Raw genomic sequence first — 18,030 nt, 5'->3', positions numbered from 1 at the left:
TCCGGTGTTACACCTGTTACTTAGCGGACGAGTTGCTTCGGCGTGTCGCTTCCGCGATCACCGCATCACTCAACGGCGGCCATGCCGCCCGTGCCCAATCGCCGAAATTCTCGTCGCTCAAGGCGAGACACGCCAAGCCGACTTCCGGGTCGACCCACAAAAAAGTTCCGGATTGGCCGAAATGGCCATAGGTTCGCGGTGAGTTCGCCGCACCGGTCCAATGCGGGGTTTTCCCATCGCGGATTTCGAATCCGAGTCCCCAGTCGTTGGGCCGCTGCGAACCATAGCCGGGCAGAACGCCATTGCGGCCAGGGAACTGGACGGTCGTCGCCGCGGCGTGGGTCTCGGCCGAGATCAGCTGCGGACGCAGCAGTTCCGCGGCGAAGCGCAGCAGGTCGGCGGCGCTGGACCGGCAGGCGTGACCTGCTGATCCGTCCAGCACCGACGACGTCATCCCGAGCGGCGCGAACACGGCGTCGCGCAGGTATTCGTCGAAGGCGATGCCGGTCTGTTCGGCGACGAAATCGGCCAGCACCTCGAAGCCGGAGCTGGAGTAGATGCGCCGCTGACCGGGCTCGGCCATCACCTCGGTGGTGTCGAAGGCCAGCCCCGAGGTGTGCGCGAGCAGGTGCCGCACGGTCGAGCCCGGCGGACCGGCAGGCTGATCGAGCTCGATCGCGCCTTCCTCGATCGCGATCAGCACGGCGTAGGCGGCAAGGGGTTTGGTGACCGAGGCCAGCCGGAACACGCGCTCGGTGTCGCCCGCGACGGCGGTCTCACCGTCGCCGAACACCACACCGGCCGCCGCATGCCGGACCGGCCATTCGCTGATCTGCTCGAGTGCACGCACGCAGCCGAGCCTACGAGACGACCGCGCATACGATCGAGTAACCATGGGTGAGCACCCCACGATCCACGGCGATGTGGCGGCCGGTTTCGGCCCCGTCGCCGATGCTTTCCGCCGCAATTTCACCCGCCATGGCGAAATCGGCGCCGCTGTCGCGATCTACGACGGGGATCGTCCGGTGGTGGATCTGTGGGCAGGTCACCGTGATCGCGCGCGCATCGTGCCATGGCAGCGCGACACCATCGTGCCGGCGTTACGCATAGCCGTCCTGTCCGCCACCAAAGGCCTGGACATCCTGCGCTGCGTGTGATCTCGCAGGCCGCACGCGCTCACCACGCCGTGTGCCCCGAACAGGTGACGGCGTCGGCCGGACTACTCACCGCGGTGAATGCCACCGAGCGACGCAACCGGAGACATCGGCTTGTCGGCCTCCGTTTTCGAGCGAAGCGAGACCGAGCCCCAAAGTTCGCGGCCCGTCTCGCGTCTCCGCTGCCGTTGCGCAAGCCGAAGGCAAGCAACGGGAGCGGAGACGCGAAACATCCAGGGGCCGCGAACCGCGGCGCCGGAGGCGACGCAATCACCTATCGGCGTCGGTGTACTTGATGATGCCGCGGATGTTCTTGCCGTCCAGCATGTCCTGGTAACCCTGGTTGATCTCCTCGAGGGAGTAGGTGCGGGTCACCATGTCGTCGAGGTTGAGCTGGCCGCTCTTGTACAGCGAGAGCAGGCGCGGTGCGTCCTGGCGTGCGTTGCCGCCGCCGAAGATGCAGCCCTTCACCGTCTTCTGCAGCATGGACAGCAGGAAGCTGTTCATCCTCACCTCACCGGCGTCCATCCGGCCCATCGAGGTGACGACCAGGGTGCCGGCCTTGGCGGTGAGGATCAGGCCCTCTTCGATGTAGTCGCCGTGCATTTCACCCATGGTGAGGATGACCTTCTCGGCCATCCGGCCTTCGGTGGCGTCCATCAGCGGCATGATGGCCTCGGCCATGCTGGCGTAGGTGTGGGTGGCACCGAACTTCTGCGCCTGCTCTCGCTTCCACGGGTTGGGGTCGATGGCAACGACTTTGGAGGCGCCGGAGAGCACCGCGCCCTGCAGCGCGCTCATGCCGACGCCGCCGATGCCCGCGATGACCACGGTTTCGCCGGGCATGACGTTGGCGACGTGGGTGGAGGAGCCGAAGCCGGTGGGCACACCGCAGCCGACCAGGCAGGCGACCTCGAACGGAATCGACGGGTCGATCTTCACGACCGAGGTGTGGTGCACCGTCATGTACGGGGAGAAGGTGCCGAGCAGGCACATCGGGATGACGTTCTCGCCCCTGGCCTGGATGCGGTAGGTGCCGTCGCTGATGGCCTGGCCGAGCAGCAGGCCCGCACCGAGGTCGCACAGCGCCATATTGCCCGCGACGCAGGCCGGACAGCGACCGCAGGCCGGGATGAACGACAGGATGACGTGGTCGCCGACCTGGAGGTCGCTCGGCACGCCTGGGCCGAGTTTGGTGATCACGCCCGCGCCTTCGTGGCCGCCCATGACGGGGAAGCTCGGCATCGGCGTCGCGCCGGTGACGATGTGATGGTCCGAATGGCACATGCCCGCGGTCTCCATGCGGATCTGCACCTCGCCGGCCACCGGGTCGCCGATCTCGATTTCTTCCACCGACCACGGCTCATCGATCCCCCACAGGATCGCGCCCTTCGTCTTCATTCCTGTCGACCTCTCGCGTGCTTCAATGTGACTGCACCCACAGTACGAGAAAACTGGAACGCGTTCTAGTGGCTGAGGGAAAATTCATCGACTTCGGGTCGCGAGCAGCGCGAACACGTTCTATTATTGGAAGCCGTTTTCAGCAGCGAAGCCGGCAACGAGGGGATGCGGGGCACACCGAGGGCACGCGAGGCCACGGCGCCGGGGCGGTGTTACTCCATCAAGCCGTGCGCCCGCTCGAACAGCTCGAGGGTGATGGCATGCAGGAAATCGCCGACCTGCTTGGGCGCCTTGCCGGCGAACGCACGGGCATGGGTGCCCTCGAGCACGATGCCGAGCTTGAAGCAGGCGAGCACGGTGTACCAGGTGACCGCGCTCAGGTCGCGCTCGGAGAACTTCGCGTAATGGACGACCATCTCCTCCGGCGTCGGCAGGCCGCCGACCGCGCCGAGCTTGCCCACCAGTGCCGCGCCGGTGGTGCCGGGCACCGGCCTGGTGGCGATCTGCCAGCCCAGGTCCAGCAGCGGATCGCCGATGGTCGACATCTCCCAGTCGACCATGGCGGCGACGTCGGGGCCGTCGTAGGAGAACATCATGTTGGCCAGATGGCAGTCGCCGTGCAGGATGCCGGGAGTCCACTGCGCGGGCCGGTTGCGGTCCAGCCACTCCCCCACCCGTTCGACACCGGGAATCTCCGGGCCGGGATAGCCCGCGTTGGCCGAATAGGACTCGAGTTCACCCATCCAGCGTGGGACCTGGCGCTCCAGGAAGCCTTCCGGCTTGCCGTAGTCGGCGAGGCCGAGCGCCTGATAGTCCAGTGAGCCGAGGCGGGCGATCGCCTCCACGGCCGACAGCCCCATCTGCCGCCTGACCTCCGGATCATTCGCGTGCAGTTCGGGTAGTTCGTTCTGCGGGTTGAAGCCGGTGATCGGCTCCATCAGGTAGAAGACGGCGCCGAGTACCGATTCGTCGGCGCAGGCGGCGATCACCCGCGGCGCCTTCACCTCGGTGTCGCCCAGTGCGCCGAGCAGCCGGGCCTCCCGCCGGATGACGTCGTTGCTCTTGGCCCGCAGGTGCTTCGGGCCGCGCCGCAGCACATAGTCGCGTCCGCCGCGACGGAACCGCAGCATGATGTTCTGGGTGCCGCCGCCGAGTTCGGTCACCGCCTCGAACTCCCCCTCGGGCAGGCCCTGTTCGGTCATCCACTTGCCGACCACGCCGAAATCGACGACCTCGCGGTCCACACCTACCGGTTGCGCAACAGACATGTCCCACATTGTGCACCACCGCGCGCGGAAATCTGAAGGCAGCTGACAGCAGTTTACCGATCGGGTCGCGGCGTAGGGTTCGGACCACCATGCGCACGCTGTTGATCGACAACTACGACTCGTTCACCTACAACCTGTATCAGCTGATCAGCGAGGTATACGGGTCCGAGCCGGTGGTCGTGCGCAACGATGAGGCGCGGACGGTGCGGCAGCTGCGCCTCGACCGGTTCGACAACGTCGTCATCTCGCCGGGGCCGGGCCGCCCCGACGTGGCCCGCGATGTCGGGCTCTCGGCCGCGGTGATCCGCGAGACCGGCCTGCCGCTGCTCGGCGTGTGCCTGGGCCATCAGGCGATCGTGGTGGCCGAGGGCGGTGTGGTGGACGGCGCACCGGCGGCCCGGCACGGCTATCTCGATCGGATCGACCACGACGGCGCCGGATTGTTCGCCGGACTGCCGCACCAGTTCACCGCGGTGCGCTACCACTCGCTGTGCGCGGCCGAGCCGCTGCCCGACGCGCTGGAGGTGACCGCACGCTCGTCGGACGGTGTGGTGATGGGTGTGCGGCATCGCGGCCGCCCGCAATGGGGCGTGCAGTTTCATCCGGAGTCGATCGCGAGCGAACACGGGGCGGCCATCCTCGCCAATTTCGCCCGGTTGACGGCGGAACACGCTGGTCGCCGGGAGAGTTCGACTCCCATCGTGGTGGGGGCTCCCCCCGCAAGGGCCGACACCGCGGTAGCCCCGATCGCGAGCACGCACGGCGGTTCGCGCCCGGCCCGCCCTGCCGGCCCCCTCCGGCTCGAGCACCTGGTGATCGACCGCGCGGTGGATACCGAGGCGGTGTTCCTGCGGTTGTACGCGAACTCGGCGACAGCGTTCTGGCTCGACAGCGAGCACGTCGAGCCGGGTCTTGATCGGTTCTCGTTCCTCGGCGACGCGAGTGGTCCGCTGGCGGAGGTGGTGCGGTATCGGGTGGGCTCCGGGGTCGTGCGGGTGACCCGGGCCGACGGTGAGCACACGGTGCCGGGGCGGATCCTGGACTACCTCGACCGGCAGCTGCGGGAGCGGCGGATCGAATTGCCCGATCTGCCCTTCGATTTCACCGGCGGCTATGTCGGCTATCTGGGTTATGAGGTGAAGGCCGAGTGCGGGGCCGCGGCCGCGCATCGCGCGCGGACCCCGGACGCGCAGTGGATTTTCGCCGATCGGCTGGTGGTGGTCGACCACGTGGCGGGACGCACCCACCTGCTCGCCTTGACCGGCTCCGACGGATCCGCCGCTGTCCAGTGGCTGCGAACTACCGCCCAAGTGCTGGAATCACTGCCCACCTGGGCCAATCCGCCCGATTTGGCGATCGAAGCCGATACCGCCGCCGTCGCCGCGGCACTCGAACGTAGCCGCGAGCGCTACCTGATCGACATCGCCATCTGCCAGGACGCGCTGCGGGCGGGCGAATCCTACGAGATCTGCCTGACCGACACCGCCACCGTGCCCGCCACCGCCGAGGGCCTCGACGTCTATCGCACCCTGCGCCGCTGCAATCCCGCCCCGTACGCGGCATATCTGCGTTTCGATGAGCTCGAGATCGCCTGCTCCTCTCCCGAGCGATTCCTGAAAATCGATCGGCACCGCACCGTGGAGAGCAAACCGATCAAGGGCACGGCGCCGCGTGGAGCCACACCCGCCGAGGATGAACGACTGGTCCGGGAGCTGGCTTCCAGTCCCAAGACCAGGGCCGAGAACCTGATGATCGTCGACCTGCTGCGCAACGACCTCGGCCGGGTGTGCGAGATCGGCAGTGTGCATGTCCCGAAGTTGATGGCGACCGAAACGTATTCGACATTGCACCAGCTGGTTTCGACCGTGCGCGGCACCCTGCGTCCCGAAGCGGGGGTGATCGACTGCGTGCGCGCGTGTTTCCCCGGTGGTTCGATGACCGGCGCGCCGAAGTTGCGCACCATGGAGATCATCGACGAGTTGGAAACCCGGGCGCGCGGGGTCTATTCGGGCACCATCGGTTTCCTCGGGCTCGGTGGCACCGCCGACCTCAATATCGTGATCCGCACCGCCGTCCTGCACGAGGGTCGCTGGCAGATCGGCGCGGGCGGCGCCATCGTGCTGGACTCGGTGCCCGAGGACGAGTACGCGGAGATGGTGTTGAAGGCCGCCGCCACGCACCGCGCCGTCAGCGCACACGTCGACGACTCCGGTCCAAGCCGGTCCTCGACCGGCCAGAGCTAACGGCGCTTGGACCGCCCCGGTCCCTGATCCTTCGGATCGGGTGCGGGGGCCTCCTCACCGCGACCCGCCAACCGACCGAGCATGCTCACTCCCGGCAGTTTCGACAACGCACCGAACAGATCCTCACCGAGGGAGATCATCGCCTCCAGTCGCGGCAGCAGCCGGTCGTAGGCGGCAAAGGCCGGGTCGGCCAGGGCGAGGGTGCGGTCGAGCCGGTCGATCGTGGAGTTGAGCCGGTCGATGGCGGTCGAGAGGTTGTCCAGCAGATCGGGCAGCTGCGCGGCGAGCTGCGCCGAGGCCGGTGGCAGCCGCACGGCCGCGTCGAAGGAATAGCCGGCGGTCATCCGCGCGGCATCCAGTGCCTGCCCGGCCGCGGTCTGCGCCGCCTCCACCGCCGACTGGGCTGCGGCCAAGACGTCGCCAGGGTTGGGCACCTTCCGCGATCCGGGCGCCCGCCCCGGCGGCTGCTTGCCCGCATCCTTCGGATTCGTCATAGCACTACTGTGCCCCAACCTGCGCCGATGCGACAGGATTGCCGAAACCGCATTCGAGGGTGTCGGCGCCCGCGCGGCCTGCTCGCCGTTGGCCGCGAGCGTGGTCAGCGGCTGTCCGCCGGGCCTGTCGGAGGGCCGTGGCATAGTTCGACAACGATGAAACTCAGCAAGGGCGCGAACGCGCCGGTACCGACTTCGCTTCTAGCCGTGGTTGTTTCATGGCGTTCGGAGCATGCGGTGGACGCGCACGCGCTACTGCTCACGGATTCGGGCACGGTGCGCAACGATCGTGATCTGGTCTTCTACAACGCGCCCAGGCACATCTCCCAGGCCGTCACGCTCGATCAGGCGGCCCCGGCCGGCACCGCACGGCTGAGTGTGTCGTTGCCGCGCACCGAAGCCGAGATCGCGCGCATCGTCGTGTCCGGGTCGGTGGACGACGGCAGTTTCGCCGACGTCGCGGGCCTGACCGTGACGGTGCACGATGCCGGCGGCGCGATCGCGGTGTTCGAGATCGAGGGCTCGGAACCGGTGGCCGCGATGATGTTCGGCGAGTTCTACCGGCGCGACGGGCAGTGGCGATTCCGGGCCGTGGCGCAGGGCTGGGAATCCGGGATGGCCGGTCTGGTCACCGAGTTCGGCGTGGTCGTCGACGAACCGGGCAGCCAGGCCACACCACCGGCGGCACGCCAGCGCACCCAGCGCACACCGGGCACCGTGCTCACCCAGGAGCCCGCCCGCACGGCACCGACGCTGACGTTGCGTCGTGACGTCGTCCCGGAGCTGGCCACCGAGCCTCCACCGCCACCGGACCCCGAACGCGCCGACTGGCATGTCGACCCGCACGACAGCGCCCGGCTGCGCTGGTGGGACGGCTCGCACTGGACCGGCGACACCCGTCAGCGGCTGCCCGTCCATCCGCAGTACTGCGATCGGTGCGGTAACCGCAGGCGCCGCAAACTCTTCGGCGGTCACCATCCCTGCCGCGGCTGCGCCGAGGAGATCGAGGAGTACCTGACCCACTGGCACACCCAGGTCTGGCGGGTGCTGTCCGGCCCGGGGCCGCAGGGCCCCGAATGGGAGCAGTTGTGGGCGTCGCTGCGGTACCAGCGCATCGACGAGAGCGTCGGACGCGCGTCCCTGCACCCGCTCGCACTCGACCACATGGAGCGGATGGTGGCCTTCGCGATGGCCGACGGCCAGATCGAGGGCCCGGAATTCGAACGCTTCAAGGAGACCATCGCCGAGCTCGCGCTGACCGGACCAGCGATCGACGACCTGTACCGCCGGATGCATCGCGGCCGCACCCTGACCCGATTGCGGGCGGGCGATCTGCCGACGGTGCGCGGCCACGGCCTGCACCTGGACCCCGAGGAACGGGTGCATTTCGACGCGGGAGCCACCCAGATCCGCGTGCTGGCCAAGGGACCCAGATACACCGACGGACGGCTGATCGTCAGCAACAAGAAGCTGCGCTTCGTCGGCTCCGATTCCGGGATCGAGATGCCGTGGTCACGGATCGTCTCGGTCGCCATCGAGCGCGAGGAGACGTCGGGGGCCGACACCGTGGTGATCGCCGCGACCTCGGCGCGCGGCGGGGCCCGCTTCGCCGTCGACGATCCGCATTACCTCGCCGCCGCCGTCGAGGGTGCGCTGCGGGTCGCCAAACGCCTGGCCCTCACCCCAGGACAGCGTGACACCCGCAGCATCCCGCAGGAGGTGAAAGCCGAGGTGTGGCAACGCGACGGCGGGCGGTGCGTCGAATGCGGCGACGGCCACTACCTCGAGTTCGACCACATCATTCCGCTCAGCCGCGGTGGCGCAACCAGCGCCACCAATCTGCAGATCCTGTGCCGGGCCTGCAACCGCGCCAAGGGCGCCCGGATCTGAACGGTCAGCCGGAGATCAACCCGGCGGAGCGCCCGAGGTCGGCCAGCATCGCATCGAACAGGACCTCCGGATTCGACAGCGGCACCGGATAGTTGCCGAACACCTCCAGGGTGACGTGCCCGTACAGCCGCGCCCAGATCTGGATCATCAAATAGGTGACGCCGAGGTCGATCCGGTCGGCGGCGGCGGGCTGGCCCGCCTCGGCGAGCGCGCCCAGCAGTTCGGCCTGGAAACGTTGCAGATCGGCGCGCAGCTCATCCGGGATATCGTCGGCCGGTGGGGTGATGACGTCGTAGGTGGCCAGCAGCCTGCCCGCCGCGGCCAGGAAGATCCGGCCGAACGGTTCGTCGAAGCCGCGCACGCCGCGGCCGGCGCCGGGTGAGGCGAACACAAGGGTGAATTCCCTGGTGTGGGCCAGCGCCCAATGCCGGAATCCCTGGCAGATGGCGAAGAACTGGACCGCGCCGTCGTCGGGTAGTTCGGCGATCCGGTCCGATAGCTCGGCGGCCAGATCGGCGCAGATCTCCAGGCGCAGGGCCTCCATCAGGTCGTCGAGCGACTTGTAATACCGGTACAGCGCCGGCGCGGTGACCCCGAGTGAGCGAGCGATCGCGCGCAGCGTGACCGCATCGGCGCCGTGCTCGACCAGAAGTTGCCTGGCCGCGTGCCGGATATCGGCGTCGGTGATCACCGGCGAGCGCCCACGCGGCACGGGTTGGCTGATCCGGAGGTTCACAGCGGACCCATTTCCCGGCACGTACCGTCGGCGTTCGGTCTGGTCACGGCTGTCTCCTGCGGGTCCCGGGCGCGCGCCCTCGAGTAGATGGGTCCGCTAGGAGATGTAACCACAACCGGGCAGAGAGTAAACACTGTTTAGTAATGTCGGTTGACTCGCGGAGTGCGCCCCGCCCCGCCGATACACTCACCCGCTACCAACCTGGTCAGGTGATCGGTTCGGGTGGCGCTCGTCAGGTGACCGGTTCGGGTGGCGCTGTGACCGGTTCGAGGGCCGCCGGTCAGGTGACCGGTTCGAGGGGCGGCGGCACCCAGGCCCCGGTCCGCGCGGCTTCCTTCGGCGCGTACATCCGCAGCACCAGCGAAAACTGCCCCGCAGGCGGGATCGGCAGCCAATTACCCGCAGGCACTTCGGAACCGGGGTCGGCGTATTGGACCGCGAGCTCGAGCGCGCCGTCGGGCCGGAACACCACCGGGACCTGATGACCGATGGAGTAGATCCCGGCCGGATTGGCGACCAGATGCCCTTCCGGACCGTAGGCCGTCAGCGACCAGAAAGCGTCCACCGGCGGCGTCTGCCCGGGTGCGAAGCGCAACCGGAACGGCACCGGCAGACCTTCGTCGCCCGCATCGCCGAACAAGATCGGGTACATCACGTCCTCGGGGAGATTCGCGCCGAGACCGCGGTCGGCGGTGCCGGCCCGAAGCAGGTAGTTGGTGCCGTAGCGGCCGATGTCGGTATTGATCACCCAGCCGTTGATCAGCCTGGCGCCGGGGTCGAGGTACACCGCGATCTGGCGCTGTGCGGTGTCCTTACCCGCGGACAGTTCTTCGCTGCTGATGCCACGAGGATGCCCACCAGGGGTGATCCCGATGGTCGCGAAACGGTCGAGTGCCGGGGCGTCCTCGGGTGCCGGCGGATTGTCGTCCATCAGCTCGCACATGCGGTCGAAGAAGTCGCGGGCCGACATGCGCGTCACGACGTCGACGGGCGGTTCGGGCAGTTCCCCCGGGCCCGCGGCGGCAGGCGACGGTTCGCCATCAGGCGGCCATGCACTCAACGGGAGCAGCTTCAGCTGCGCCTGGATCTCGCGGACAGCAGGCACATCATCGGGGCCGTTCACCTGGATCCGGCCGAGCAGCCAGACCATCCTGGTGGGCATGGGCAGGGCCCGCATCCCTTCGGGCACCTCACCCGACCAGCCGGGACCCGAGATCAGATAGGTGTAGGGCGCGGCCGGGCGCTCGGCCTGTGGGCGGACGCTACTCGGGTTGTGCACCGTATTGGTCCAGGCATCCAACAGCGGCATGACCCAGTAGCGGCGCGGATCGATCTCGGGAACCTGCAACACCATGGGCTCATCGCGCAGATCGAGCCATGCCGACGAGTACAGCGAATCCAATCCGATCCGGCGGGCGCCGCGACTGCTCGGGACCGGTAGTGCGGTGCCGTGCAGGAACTGGTTGTTGCCGATACCGGCCGTCATCGCCTTGCGGTTGGCGTCCATGAGCACCAGCGGAAAGCCGAAGATGTAGGCCTGCGTCGCCACGTCGATGCGGTCCTCGGTGGTACCCGAAGGCGTGGCCGAACCGTCGTCGGCGGATTCGCCACAGGCCGCCAGGCCGGCGGCGGCGACCATCGCGCCGAGGACGGCGCGGCGGGAAAACGCCGGTCGCTCATCGGATGCCGAGTCCGATGCCGCCGGCCCGGCGTACTTCGGTGCGGTGCGACTCATCGCCGAACTCCCTGCTTTCCGAGATCGCCGGAGGTGGAGAGATACGCGAGGAAGTATAGCCACCGATTTGCCGACTCAGGCCGGCATCACGTCCGCAGGAGCTCAGGTGCCGAGCACGGCGTTCATGATGGTGCCCGCACTGGTGGCGACCGTGCCGCCGATCATCGCGCCGGCGACCATCTTCGGCGACTGCAAGGAACCACCGCTCCATTTCTCCCAGGCGAACCGGCCGCCCGCGTACACGATGCTGATGATGCCCGACAGCATGGCAAGCCAGGTGGCATACCGGACGAACTGCTGCGCCTTGTCGGCCAGCGGCGGTGGCTCGGGCGTGGGGTCACTCATCTGCGCGAGCGTCGTGACCGTGTCCACCAGTGACGTCGAGATACTCACGTCCCTACCCTCTCCCGTGCAACCGAACCGATATCCACTGCGCAGGGACGTAAAACGTTCCGCACCAAGCGAATCGACGCGTTCGGCGGTGTCCCCCGCGCCCTCCATCATCCCGGAGCCTCATCGGGTACCGCAAGTGTTGGCACACAGCGGTTTTGACCACCGCCGCGACGCGAAAACGCCAGTTCAGGGCCACGTGACTGCGATCGGCGGATCGACCGGATACGATTTGTGCGAAGAGTTCCCGCCCACCCCGAACCAGAGTGAGCAGCGAGATGATCCTGGCCGCCGTTTACGACACCGTCGCGCAAATCGGCAACCCCACTCCCGAAGCGCCGCCGATGTCGGACAAGATTCTCCAACTCGTCCGGTACCTGACCTGGTTCGTGCTGCTGTCCGGGGTCTGCGGCATCATCTACGCGGGCGGCAAATTCGCCTGGGAGAAGTGGACCGGCGGCGGTCTGGAGTCGCCGAAGATGGTCGCCGGCGCCATGATCGGTGGTGTGGTCGCCACCAGCGCGGGCACCATCATGAACGCCGTCATCGGCTGATTCCGCGCACCTGCGCGCACCCGGCGGTCCTCGTCGCCGGGTGGGCTTGACCTTCGAGTTGGTTGAAGGCCGATGATGGCCGGGTGACTGCGGACAGGCAACTGATCACCATCGGGGTGCTGGCGCGCGCGTGCGGGCTGACGCCGAGCGCGTTGCGGTTCTACGACGACTGCGGACTGCTGGTGCCCGCCGAGGTCGATGCCACCACCGGCTATCGCTACTACACCGACGACCAGCGCGAACGCGCGGTGCTCATCCGTAAGCTGCGCGATATCGGCATCGGGCTCGACACGGTCGCCGCCATCCTGTCCGCCGAATCGGACGAGGCGACGCGGCTGCTCGACGAGCATGTGGACGCGATGGCGCGCCGGGCCGAGGAAGCCGCGGCGATGGCGGCCGCGATCAAATCCGAGCTCGCAGCCCAGCCTCGCGTGTGCCTGCCGGGCGTGTTGCTGGCGGAGGCGATCGGGCAGGTCGGATCGGCGCTCGCGCGCGACGGCGAGTTCCGGGTGCTCACCGGTATTTTCATCGAAGCCGCGCGCGAGGCCGTCGTCCTCACCGCCACCGATCGGTACCGGCTGACCACTCGCACACTCGTGCCGCGGTCGTGGACGGGGGCGAGCTGGTCGCGGGTGGTGGACGGCGACGAGCTGGCACAAGCCGTGCCCTGGATGACTGCCCAGGCCGATGTCGCGCTGAGCCCGCGCGCCGGTGCCGTGCACCTGAGCAGCGGTGGGGCCGAGCACCGCTGCGCGACCATCGAGGAGCAGTTCCCGGACTACCGGACACTGCTGTCGGAGCTTGCGCCGGTGCGGACGCGGGTGATCGTGGGGCGCGGTGAGCTGATCGGAGCCGTCGAATCCGGTGCAGACGTGCTGCGTTTATCGGCACGCGCAGGCGCGGTGACAGTTGGCGCGGGCGCCGTCCGCACCGCCGACCACGCGCGCACGCCCGGCGGCGGCAGTCCGACGCCCGCTGTCACCATCCCCGCGATGGTGAGCGGGCCGGATACCGCGCTGGCATTCGCTCGCGCCACCCTGTGCCCCGCCCTCACCACCGCCGTCGGCCCCGACATCATGCTCGACATCGCCGCACCCGACCTGCCCGTCGTCATCCGTTCTGCCACCGACGGCGATCTGACCACGCTCGCCATGCCGACCCGGCTTTCCACCGACTCCGAGGAGAATCCCGCATGACCGATCCGACCATGGCCGCCATCACCGACGCCGTCAGCCGCGGCCGCGCCGGCGACGGCGCGGGTGCCCGCACAGCGCTCACCGAACTCTGGGCCGACCTCGGCCCGCAGGGCGACCCGTTGCACCGCTGCACCCTCGCCCACTACCTCGCCGACCTGCACGACGATCCCGCCGAGGCACTGACCTGGGATGTCCGCGCGCTGGATGCCGCCGAAGCGCTCACCGACACCCGGACAAAGGAATTCGACGCCGCCCTCGAGGTCCGCGGCTTCTTCCCGTCACTGCATCTCAACCTCGCCGACAACTACCGGCGCCTCGCCTCCTTCGACGCCGCCCGCAGCCAGGTCGAGGCGGCCCGCCGCCATCTGAGTGCCCTGCGCGATGACGAATACGGCGCCATGATCCGCACGGCTGTCGACGAGGTCGAGGCGGCAATCGACGCCGGCGTCACCACACGCCGGGAATCCGCGCCGACGGGCCGACCCAGCAATCGCGGGTGAGCAGACGTTTCGACCGTCCGCGGCGCGCAATCACGCCATCGCGCCGACTTAAGACAGCGCGATCACGCCTTCACCGTTGAGCAGCCGCGCGCTGTCCCGCCCATAGAACGAGTGCCGCCGGTGCAGGGCCAGGTCGAGAACGTTCGACACCTCTGGTGCGGTAGGGGTTCTCGAGTTCTGGGCAAACCGGTCGGCGAACTGCACGCCGCCGCTCATGAGCTGAGCATGCCGATGGGCGATCACCGGGCGAGCTGCGCCGGTGATCGCCCACCGAAGTGTTGTCGATCAGCGCCGTTGCAGCGTCACCCCGGCCAGCGGGTACGGCGCGGCGAGCGGTGTGCCGGCGATATTGATCGTCCCGATCCAATGCCCCTGACGCGGGTCGATATCACGCAGATCCAGTCCGATCGGCACGAAATCGAAGGTCACATACGTTTCGTCGGTCCCGACCGGCCGCTGATGCCCGGCCCGGCTGAACGTCGGGCACGCCAGCTCGACATTCGCACCGTCCACGAATACCCGGAGGTCGCAGTTCTCCAGCGGAGATCCGACGACGTTGGAGGGGTGCCGGATGATGTGGTAGGTCCCCGGCGGGATGACTCCGTTGCGCGGGAATTCCGGATCGTCGGCGGACGCGACGGCGGGCGCGAGACAGACGGCCGCCGCGGCGAGCGCCGCACCGGCCACGAGATGACGAGGTTTCACGGTGGCTCCTTCGGGTTTTCGTCCACGGTAGGCGGCCCCGATCGCCCAGCCCGACCGATCGCGACGCGTGTCGCCTCGGTCGCGCTCAGCCGCCGATGCGCGCCGCCAGGATCGCCCGGCCCGGTCCGTCCAGTTCGCCGACGATCCCGCGCCGGCCGGAAATCGCCATCAGCAATGCCTCGCCCGGGCCCACCACCTCGGCCCCCGAGCCCCTCGACCAGTCGATATCGGTGGCGCGCAGCCGCAGCCCGCGGATCCGGCGCCAGGCGCCCAGCCGCGGGTTGGTCGGCGTGCGATCCAGCACGTATCGCAGCCGCTCCGGTGGGATGGTGCGCGGCAGGCCGAGGGGCCGCCGGATGTCTTGATGGTGGATGGTGCCGTCGACCAAGGCGATCATCCCGCCGAAACCCGCGGTCAGTCCGCGCGGTTGGAGATGCGCGGAACCGGTCGAGCAGTTCCTCGGTGGTCAGGTCCCGGAATTCGGCGACGCCGACCTCGTTGGACCGGAAGAACATGCCTTTGGCGAATCGCTTCGCCAGGCCGGCCTGGTCGAGATGGTCGTAGCTGATCACATGCGCGGCGACGTCGCGCACCCGCCAGCCCGCACACAGCGACGGTGCGTTCCACTGTTGCGGTGACAGGGTTTCCAGCAGTTCGGCGAAATCGGCTCGCTCGGCGCGAGCCATATCGATGACGTTCATGGCTGTCCTCGTAGATCGTGGGGCCGCAGCCGGCCGAGTCGTTCCTCCAGCACAGCCTGTTCGGCCGGGTTGCGGGTGAGCGTGAGGGCGCGCTGGTCGGCGGCGAAGGCGTCGTCAGTGCGGCCGAGTTCACGCAGGAGTTCGGCGCGGGTGGCGTGCAGCAGGTGGTAGTTCGCCAGCGGGCCGGCCAGCTCGTCCAATTGGGCCAGCGCCGCCCGCGGTCCCGCGACGCGGGCGAGTGCGATCGCGCGGTGCAGGCGGATCACCGGTGAGGGCGTGTACCGCAGCAACATGTCGTAGAGCACGACGATCTGCGGCCAATCGGTGTCGTCCCAGCTCGAGGCCTCGGCATGGCAGGCGACGATCGCCGCTTGCAGCTGGTACGGACCCGGGCGTTTCAGCCGGCCGGCCTCGGTGAGCAACCGGATCGCACGGTCGATGGCCGCGTGATCCCAGGCCGCGCGATCCTGATCGCGCAGCAGCACGATCCGCCCGCCGGCATCAAAGCGGGCGGCGGCCCTGGCGCGGTGCAGCCGGATCAGGGCGAGCAGACCCATGACCTCCGGTTCGCCCGGCAGCAGACGGTCGGTGAGAGTGGCCAGCCATTCGGCGTCGGCGGCCAGATCGCGGGCCCCGCTGCGCTCGGTGGCCAGATAGCCCTCGTTGAACAGCAGGTAGATGACCGCCAGCACCTCGCTCAACCGCTCGCCCAGCTCGTCGTCGGCCGGGATGCGGTAGGGAATTCCGGCCTGGCCGATCTTGCGCTTGGCACGGGTGATGCGTTGGGACACCGTCGATTCCGAGACCAGGAACGCCTTCGCCAGCTGCGCGGTACTCAGTCCGCACACCATGCGCAATGTCAACGCCACCTGGGCTTCGCGGGACAGGGCCGGGTGGCAGCAGGTGAACATCAGCCGCAGCCGGTCATCGGGCTCGTCGTACACCGGCCACTGCAATTGCCGCAGCTTGTCGCGATAGTTCGCCTCGCGCCGCAGCACATCCAGCCCGCGCCGCCGGGCCACCGTGAACAGCCACGCCTGCGGTTGCTCCGGCACCCCGTCGACCGGCCAGGTGCGCAACGCCTTCTCCACCGCATCCGCCACCAGATCCTCGGCGGCGGAGAAATCACCGAGCAGCGACACCAGCGCCGATGCCAGCCTGCTGCCGTGCTCGCGAACCACCGCCGCGAGCACGTCAGCCGCCGCCGGCTCGGTCACATCAAGACCGGCCGGATCTCGACCAGCGGACACCCCGGCCAGGTCCGCGCCATGGCCAGCGCCTCATCCAGGTCGGCCACGTCGACCTCGACATACCCGCTCACCACCTCCTTGCCCTCCACAAACGGCCCGTCGGTGATCAACGGCTCCCCCTCGGCATCGAGCCGCACAGTGGTGGCCGTATCGGCCTCGGCCAGCTTCCGGTTGTGCAGAATCTTGTCCGAATACCGCGCCAACCACTCCTGCACCTGCCCGAACCCCCGATCCCGCTCCTCTTGATCCATCGCCTCCCAGCGCTTGTCCCACTCCTCGGTCTCGCAGAACATCAGCACGTATTTCATGCCGGTTCACCTCCTTCATCCATTAGACGATCGGGCGGGCCCGGAATCCGACAGGCGGTGGAAGTAGTTGCGCAGAGCCTGGCCGAACCAGGTGAAGACCGGTTCCAGATCCGGGAGCGCAGGCCAGCCATTGATCACGGCCACCAGCTGCAAGTACCGCGTGACGCGGGGGTCGTCGGCGACCTCGAGCCGTTCGAGGATCCACGCCTTCAACTGGTTGTCATCGGCCTTGCCGAATGTCTCGGCGTAGCGGGCGGTGAGCGTGGCGACGATGGGACCGGCTTGGTCGGAATCCGGTGCGAGCCCGGCCGCCAGCGCACGGCCCACCTCCTGGCGCACAGCCTCGGTCAGGTCGTGATGCAGCCCGGTGGCGTCTCCGTCGGCGCGTTGGGCCGCCTGATACTCGGCCATGCGGCGCACCGCCGCCCGGAAGCCGGCGTCCTGCATCAACTCCACCAGCTCCATCCACGCCTCGACCTGCTCGACGGTGGCATCTTCGGGGAGTTCCGGCATGCTCGAGCGCAGCAGATCGACCACGGCCGGATTGGCATCGGCACTGCCGAACGTGTCGTCGATGAAATCGTGAATGACGCGGCGTCGTTCGGCGTCGGACAGGTTTCACCAGTTTGTGCATCGGACTCATCTCCTGAGAATTCGATTCCCGTTTCGCTACCGCCGCCAACACCGCACGCCGCAAACGCAGCGTCCGGATTTGCACACCGAGCGCCGCCGCGTGCGCTGCGGCGACCTTGGCCAGCGAGGTCTCCCGCGCCAGTACGCGCCGGATCGTGGCCAGATCAATATCCAGCTCGCGCAGCGTTCGAACCAGCTCCAAGCGAGCCAGGGCATCCATGTCGTACAAGCGGTAACCAGCCGGGCTGTGACAGGTCGCCGGAACGATCCCCCGATCGGAATAGAACCGAATGGTCTTCACCGACAATCCGGTCCGCGCAGCCAGAGCGCCGATCGTGAGGAGGTTCTCGTCGTCCATGACCACAAGGCTGCACTCTCCCCCTTGTGGAGACTCAAGTCGAAATCACCCCAGCGGCAAATCGCACCACCCCCCATACAAATCGGGCCGGAGTGCGAGCCGTGGACTCATAATCCATTGGTCGTGGGTTCGAGCCCCGCCCGCCCCACCATGACGGGCTTACTCAAACCGTGACACGAAAAACGTCACGGTGGGCGAGTGAGTCGGTCAAGGTAGTACGAAGGAGCCTCCACTGGTTGGGGGCTATTTTGGTTATGGGCGTCCAGCCTGACGTCGACGGCATTCTTGGGCGTACCCGGCGTGAACCGACCGAGCTGCACCAGGTCGACACTATTCTCGGCGAGCGGCTGTTCGTGCTTGCCGAACCGCTCATCGCGCCATTCGGCGTAAGCGCGGCGGACTGAAGCGTTGCCGAACCCGCGGCAGATCCAGCGCAGGGCAGAAGATGGGACTGGCCCGGCCTCAACCGGATTCGCGCCGCGACACCAATAACCAAGTTTTCGAAGTTGAGGAA

19 protein-coding genes and 2 pseudogenes are annotated in these 18,030 nt (G+C 68.2%); 6 read left to right on the top strand and 15 right to left on the bottom strand.

The window, feature by feature from the left end:
- Positions 1–16: 16 nt before the first annotated feature.
- Complete coding sequence (locus RJ05_RS07895; RefSeq protein WP_036534907.1) at positions 17–850, bottom strand: serine hydrolase domain-containing protein; 834 nt, start codon at positions 848–850, stop codon at positions 17–19.
- A gap of 43 nt (positions 851–893) precedes the next feature.
- Between RJ05_RS07895 and RJ05_RS07890 the strand changes: the two genes are divergently transcribed.
- Positions 894–1,157, top strand: coding sequence for a serine hydrolase (locus tag RJ05_RS07890; RefSeq protein ID WP_036534904.1), 264 nt, complete (start codon positions 894–896; stop codon positions 1,155–1,157).
- A gap of 267 nt (positions 1,158–1,424) precedes the next feature.
- Here RJ05_RS07890 and RJ05_RS07885 read toward each other — a convergent pair whose 3' ends face one another.
- Both RJ05_RS07885 and RJ05_RS07880 read right to left on the bottom strand, forming a co-directional pair.
- Complete coding sequence (locus RJ05_RS07885) at positions 1,425–2,555, bottom strand: NDMA-dependent alcohol dehydrogenase (protein ID WP_036534902.1); 1,131 nt, start codon at positions 2,553–2,555, stop codon at positions 1,425–1,427.
- A gap of 212 nt (positions 2,556–2,767) precedes the next feature.
- On the bottom strand, positions 2,768–3,823 hold the full coding sequence (locus RJ05_RS07880) for a phosphotransferase family protein (protein WP_036534899.1): 1,056 nt from the start codon (positions 3,821–3,823) through the stop codon (positions 2,768–2,770).
- Between the two features lie 89 nt (positions 3,824–3,912).
- Between RJ05_RS07880 and pabB the strand changes: the two genes are divergently transcribed.
- A complete protein-coding gene (gene pabB / locus RJ05_RS07875) occupies positions 3,913–6,066 on the top strand; it encodes an aminodeoxychorismate synthase (protein WP_036534898.1) in 2,154 nt (717 codons plus the stop codon).
- Here the strand turns inward: pabB and RJ05_RS07870 are convergent.
- Positions 6,063–6,560: a hypothetical protein gene (locus RJ05_RS07870; protein WP_051016342.1), complete on the bottom strand. Its 498-nt coding sequence runs from the start codon at positions 6,558–6,560 to the stop codon at positions 6,063–6,065. The genes pabB and RJ05_RS07870 overlap by 4 nt on opposite strands.
- Before the next feature lie 156 nt (positions 6,561–6,716).
- Here RJ05_RS07870 and RJ05_RS07865 point away from each other — a divergent pair, with 156 nt between their 5' ends.
- Positions 6,717–8,450, top strand: coding sequence for a TerD family protein (locus RJ05_RS07865; protein ID WP_036534896.1), 1,734 nt, complete (start codon positions 6,717–6,719; stop codon positions 8,448–8,450).
- 4 nt (positions 8,451–8,454) lie between these two features.
- Here RJ05_RS07865 and RJ05_RS07860 read toward each other — a convergent pair whose 3' ends face one another.
- From RJ05_RS07860 to RJ05_RS07850, 3 genes are all read right to left on the bottom strand, one after another.
- Positions 8,455–9,186 carry a TetR/AcrR family transcriptional regulator gene (locus tag RJ05_RS07860; protein WP_085996177.1) on the bottom strand — a complete coding sequence of 244 codons (732 nt, stop codon included), beginning with the start codon at positions 9,184–9,186 and terminating at the stop codon, positions 8,455–8,457.
- Between the two features lie 280 nt (positions 9,187–9,466).
- Positions 9,467–10,921, bottom strand: coding sequence for a DUF1254 domain-containing protein (locus RJ05_RS07855; RefSeq protein WP_081597221.1), 1,455 nt, complete (start codon positions 10,919–10,921; stop codon positions 9,467–9,469).
- A 102-nt stretch (positions 10,922–11,023) separates the two neighbouring features.
- Positions 11,024–11,266 (bottom strand): hypothetical protein, encoded by a 243-nt coding sequence (locus RJ05_RS07850; RefSeq protein ID WP_174343912.1) that lies wholly within the window; start codon positions 11,264–11,266, stop codon positions 11,024–11,026.
- 323 nt (positions 11,267–11,589) lie between these two features.
- On the opposite strand from RJ05_RS07850, the gene RJ05_RS07845 reads away from it, so the two are divergent.
- The 3 genes from RJ05_RS07845 to RJ05_RS07835 all read left to right on the top strand — a co-directional run bounded on the left by RJ05_RS07845 (position 11,590) and on the right by RJ05_RS07835 (position 13,561).
- Positions 11,590–11,865, top strand: a complete 276-nt coding sequence (locus RJ05_RS07845; protein ID WP_014349899.1) for a hypothetical protein — start codon at positions 11,590–11,592, stop codon at positions 11,863–11,865.
- Between the two features lie 83 nt (positions 11,866–11,948).
- Positions 11,949–13,061, top strand: a complete 1,113-nt coding sequence (locus RJ05_RS07840) for a DNA polymerase III subunit beta family protein (RefSeq protein ID WP_036534950.1) — start codon at positions 11,949–11,951, stop codon at positions 13,059–13,061.
- Positions 13,058–13,561, top strand: coding sequence for a hypothetical protein (locus RJ05_RS07835; protein WP_036534895.1), 504 nt, complete (start codon positions 13,058–13,060; stop codon positions 13,559–13,561). The genes RJ05_RS07840 and RJ05_RS07835 overlap by 4 nt, the downstream gene beginning before the upstream one ends.
- Positions 13,562–13,609: 48 nt before the next feature.
- On the opposite strand, the gene RJ05_RS07830 is transcribed toward RJ05_RS07835, so the two are convergent.
- The 8 genes and pseudogenes from RJ05_RS07830 to RJ05_RS31855 all read right to left on the bottom strand — a co-directional run.
- A complete protein-coding gene (locus RJ05_RS07830; RefSeq protein WP_156090808.1) occupies positions 13,610–13,777 on the bottom strand; it encodes a hypothetical protein in 168 nt (55 codons plus the stop codon).
- Between the two features lie 69 nt (positions 13,778–13,846).
- Entirely contained in the window at positions 13,847–14,266 is a 420-nt protein-coding gene (locus RJ05_RS07825; protein ID WP_036534890.1) for a hypothetical protein, read from the bottom strand.
- Positions 14,267–14,351: 85 nt separating this feature from the next.
- Positions 14,352–14,967: pseudogene (locus tag RJ05_RS07820) on the bottom strand (maleylpyruvate isomerase family mycothiol-dependent enzyme).
- Positions 14,964–16,184 (bottom strand): RNA polymerase sigma factor, encoded by a 1,221-nt coding sequence (locus RJ05_RS07815; RefSeq protein ID WP_036534888.1) that lies wholly within the window; start codon positions 16,182–16,184, stop codon positions 14,964–14,966. The pseudogene RJ05_RS07820 and the gene RJ05_RS07815 overlap by 4 nt, the downstream one beginning before the upstream one ends.
- A complete protein-coding gene (locus RJ05_RS07810; protein ID WP_036534885.1) occupies positions 16,181–16,525 on the bottom strand; it encodes a YciI family protein in 345 nt (114 codons plus the stop codon). The genes RJ05_RS07815 and RJ05_RS07810 overlap by 4 nt, the downstream gene beginning before the upstream one ends.
- Positions 16,526–16,540: 15 nt before the next feature.
- On the bottom strand, positions 16,541–17,062 hold the full coding sequence (locus RJ05_RS32160) for a hypothetical protein (RefSeq protein WP_234012476.1): 522 nt from the start codon (positions 17,060–17,062) through the stop codon (positions 16,541–16,543).
- 289 nt (positions 17,063–17,351) lie between these two features.
- Positions 17,352–17,516 (bottom strand): annotated as a pseudogene (locus RJ05_RS32155) (MerR family DNA-binding transcriptional regulator); the annotation flags it as partial.
- Between the two features lie 185 nt (positions 17,517–17,701).
- On the bottom strand, positions 17,702–18,030 hold a 329-nt coding region (locus tag RJ05_RS31855), incomplete at its 5' end, for a PIN domain-containing protein (protein ID WP_211357622.1).

This window comes from Nocardia cyriacigeorgica NBRC 100375, assembly GCF_000308555.1.
In the GTDB taxonomy this organism is placed as follows: Bacteria; Actinomycetota; Actinomycetes; order Mycobacteriales; family Mycobacteriaceae; genus Nocardia; species Nocardia cyriacigeorgica.
Note: the sequence above shows the minus strand (reverse complement) of the source record. Positions and strands in the feature narration are given on the sequence as shown.